Here is a 3,663-nt window from a genome sequence, read left to right on the forward strand (position 1 = left end):
CGATCGCGGCGGCCAGCCGCCGATGCAACTCGGCGCGATCGGATTTCAGCTGGGATTCATAGGCCACAGTGCGGATCAGCGGGTGGTGGAACACGTATTCGGGATCTCGGGTGAAGGTGATCTGGTCGAGGAACTGGCCCCTCACGAGGTCCTCCACGACGGGTTCGACGCCCAGTGTGTCGAGCAGGTCCCGGCTGAACTTCGAGCCGATGACCGCCGCAGCGTTCAGGGTGCGTTTCGCTTTAGGGTTCAGCCGGTCGATACGGGCGGCGATGGTGGCCTGCACCGTGGCGGGCATGCTGACCTCACCGACATCTGCGGTCGACACGTATCCGCCGGTGTGTCCCTGCAGCACACCCCGCTCGGCCAGCTCGCGGACGATCTCCTCGGCGAAAAAGGGGTTCCCGGCGGCCCTCTCGACAATCAAGGTGGCCAAGACGGTGACTGAGGGGTCCGGCCCGACCAGTTGCGAGACCAGTGCGCCGGTCTCGGAATCGCTGAGCGGGGCCAGGGCGATGCTCGGCGCACCGCTCACCCGGCTCAGGAGGCCGGAGTATTCGGGGCGGTAAGTGACCAGCACCAGCGAGGGCGTCTGCGGGATCACCGCCAGAAACTCGGCCAGCATCGACTCGCTGACCTCATCGATCCAGTGCGCGTCCTCAATGACGTAGACCGCCGGGGACTTTCGGGCCAGCGAGGCGGTGTTGACCAAGGCGGTCAGCCGCCGCCGCCGGGCATCCGGATCAATCTTGGGTAACTCCACCTTAGGGTCCCCGATGCCCAGTAGATCGTCGAAGAGCACGAGGTCCTCGGGGTCTGCATCCGGCACCTGCGAGCGCACTCGCTCACGAGCAGCCGGGGCATCCAGGCCACGCACACCGAAGGCGGCACGCAGCAGCTGTGCCACGACGTGGAAGGCAATGTCGCTGGTGTGCGATTCGCAGTAGGCGCTGAAAACGTCCACACCGCGAGCGGCGGCCATCGCGGTGACCTCTCGCACCAGACGGCTCTTACCAATGCCCGGTGACCCCACCACGGCGACCACCGCGCCATGGCCGTCGACAGCGCGGTCCAACAAGCCCTCGACAGCGGACATCTCCCAGCGCCGACCCACAAGAGCCGACTGAGAAGCGGCAACAGACCGATCCCGGTCCGACACACTCAACAGCCGCCGGGCAGGCACCGGTTCCTCGACACCCTTGATGCGGACCACCTCCGGTCCGCCGAGAGTCGCAGCCCCATCAACCAGTCGCGCTGTCGACGCGCTGAGCATCACCCCACCCGGCGGGGCCACCGATTCCATCCGCTGCGCCATGCCGACTTGCTCACCGATTGTGGTGTATCCGAAAGAGCCTGAACCGATCTCACCCGCAATCACTTGGCCTGAGTTCAGCCCGACGCGCAACCGCAGGTCGATACCGTCCCGGTCTTTGACCTCAGCGGCCAGCCGGTCTCCTCCTGGATGCCCAGCGCCGCAAGACAGGCACGAACCGCGTGGTCCTCCAACGCCACCGGCGCGCCGAACACGGCCATGATTCCGTCACCCGTGAACTTGTCGACCGTGCCGCCGTAGCGCTCTACAACTGCGGCACAGCGGTCAGCGAGGTCGGCCATGATCTCGCGGAGTCGTTCGGGCCCGACGGTTGCGGCGATGTCCATCGAATGAACAACATCGGCGAAGAGCACCGTCACCTGCTTGTACTCCGCCCGGGTATCGCCGTCTTTGACTGGTGAGCCACAGCCGTGACAAAACCGGGCGTGCTCTAAAGGCTCAGTGCCACACGTCCGGCACGCTGCTATGGCCGTCACCCGACCCTCCGCCGATCCCAGGCCCCAGCCTTTCCAGGGTTCTCTAAGGATAGGCCGTGAGGGAGGGAGCCTCGGGGGTCAGCGGGCGGGAGGCTTGGCCCGCTCGCCGAGGCGGGCGCGCAGGTCCTCCTCGAAGGCGACGACCTCGGGGCTGAGCCTCTCGGCCTCGATCGAGGGCCTCGCCGTAGGCAATGCTCCGGTGTCTTTCGTCCGTGGCTGTGACGTCGCGCCCGTCAACCGGGAATGATTTCCTTGATGGGCAGCAACAGAATGTTTCGCCGCAAGACACCGGATGAGCGCGCTGTCGTGTCCGAGGATGCGCGCCCGAACCCGTCTGATCTACGCCGCTGGCGCCAGCATTTGGCCGATGAACGGGCCGAGGCGGATGTGTACCGCGATCTGGCGGGGCGGCGCTCCGGGGAAGAGCGAGACATCCTGCTGGCCCTGGCCGCCGCCGAGGGCCGCCACGAACAGTACTGGCGGACTCTGCTCGGCGAGCAGGTCGACAAGCCCCGCCGGAGTAATCTTCGCAGCCGCATTCTGGGCTTTTTGGCGCGGCACTTCGGGTCGGTGTTCGTCCTGGCCCTCGCCCAGCGGGCGGAGGCCCGCTCGACGTATAACGTCGATGTCGACGCCACCCCCACTATGGCGGCAGATGAGCGTATTCACGAGGAAGTCGTCCGCGCCCTGGCCACCCGAGGCCGCAACCGCCTTTCGGGCAGCTTCCGGGCCGCGGTATTCGGCGCCAACGACGGCCTGACCACCAACCTCGCCCTGGTCCTGGGTATCAGCGCCAGCGGGGTGTCCAACCACACCGTGCTCATCACCGGTATGGCCGGGCTGCTCGCCGGATCCCTGTCGATGGGAGCGGGGGAATACGTCTCCGTGCGCTCGCAACGCGAATTGCTGGAAGCGTCCGCCCCCAACCCCGAAGCGCGCACCGCGCTGCCCCAACTCGACGTCGACGCCAACGAGTTGGCCCTGGTCTACCGGGCTCGCGGCATGAGCGCATCGGAGGCTACCGCGTACGCCACCGAGGTCCTCGGAAACCACACTTTGGGTATCACCGGGCACCCACGCGCGGCCGCAACGAACACCGACGAGCACGAAGCGATCGGCACCGGCCTCAGGGCCGGGCTCGCCAGCTTCTGCTTCTTCGCCTCCGGCGCCCTGATCCCCGTCCTGCCCTACCTCTTCGGCCTCCAAGGCGCCCTCGCGCTTGTCGTGGCCTCCACCCTCGTCGGAACCGCATTGCTGGCCACCGGCGCTATAGTTGGCCTGCTGTCCGGCGGACCGCCAGTTCGGCGAGCACTGCGCCAGCTGCTCATCGGCTACGGCGCCGCCACTATCACCTACCTGGTGGGCCTGCTGTTCGGCACCGGCCTCGGCTAGCAGCGGGCTTCGCCCGTGAGTTAGCTTGTTGCCGCTTGCATCCCACGGCGCCAAGGTGGTGGGTGGCCACTGATTGAGTCGATCTTCGAAGTCGGCCGGGCTAATCATACCGAGGGCAGAGTGGCGTCGGCGCCTGTTGTAGATCCGTCAGCCGCGTAGGTGCCGCCGTTTTCTGAGCAAGTTCACCGCTGGGCTTGCAGCAGGGTGCGGATTTCTCTGGGGAGCTGATCCAGGGCCTTGTCCATCTGGGGAGGCGGGAGATGATGCAATACGGCTGCGGTGGTCGCCGCAGCCGCCTTCCCGACGTCGTCGAGGGTGATGATCGCCTCACGGGCGAACCGCGCAGCGTAGGCCTCGGCGTCGTACATCTCGGGGACGGCGCTGGGATTCCAGCCCGCGTAGAAGATGCCCCTGATCAGGTCGGGTAGCTGAGCCGCAAAGTGGGCGCTCGCCTCCACGGTG

The 3,663-nt window shown here is 66.8% G+C and carries 3 protein-coding genes and 1 pseudogene; 1 reads left to right on the top strand and 3 read right to left on the bottom strand.

Features of this window, described 5'->3' with window-relative positions:
* Positions 1 to 1,809 (bottom strand): annotated as a pseudogene (locus ACLP9N_RS31195) (ATP-binding protein); the annotation flags it as partial.
* Positions 1,810 to 1,887: 78 nt separating this feature from the next.
* Positions 1,888 to 2,046: a hypothetical protein gene (locus ACLP9N_RS31200; RefSeq protein ID WP_442411001.1), complete on the bottom strand. Its 159-nt coding sequence runs from the start codon at positions 2,044 to 2,046 to the stop codon at positions 1,888 to 1,890.
* Positions 2,047 to 2,079: 33 nt separating this feature from the next.
* Here ACLP9N_RS31200 and ACLP9N_RS31205 point away from each other — a divergent pair, with 33 nt between their 5' ends.
* Entirely contained in the window at positions 2,080 to 3,201 is a 1,122-nt protein-coding gene (locus ACLP9N_RS31205) for a VIT1/CCC1 transporter family protein (RefSeq protein WP_442411003.1), read from the top strand.
* 182 nt (positions 3,202 to 3,383) lie between these two features.
* Here ACLP9N_RS31205 and ACLP9N_RS31210 read toward each other — a convergent pair.
* A partial coding sequence (locus ACLP9N_RS31210; RefSeq protein ID WP_442411002.1) for a DUF2267 domain-containing protein occupies positions 3,384 to 3,663 on the bottom strand: 280 nt, incomplete at its 5' end.

The sequence above is a fragment of the Mycobacterium sp. genome (genome assembly GCF_052144515.1).
Lineage (GTDB): Bacteria > Actinomycetota > Actinomycetes > Mycobacteriales > Mycobacteriaceae > Mycobacterium.

Bases quoted from the DNA above. Each gene is read 5' to 3' on its own strand.
- ACLP9N_RS31205 (WP_442411003.1), top strand. From the start codon at position 2,080: ATGTTTCGCCGCAAGACACCGGATGAGCGCGCTGTCGTGTCCGAGGAT.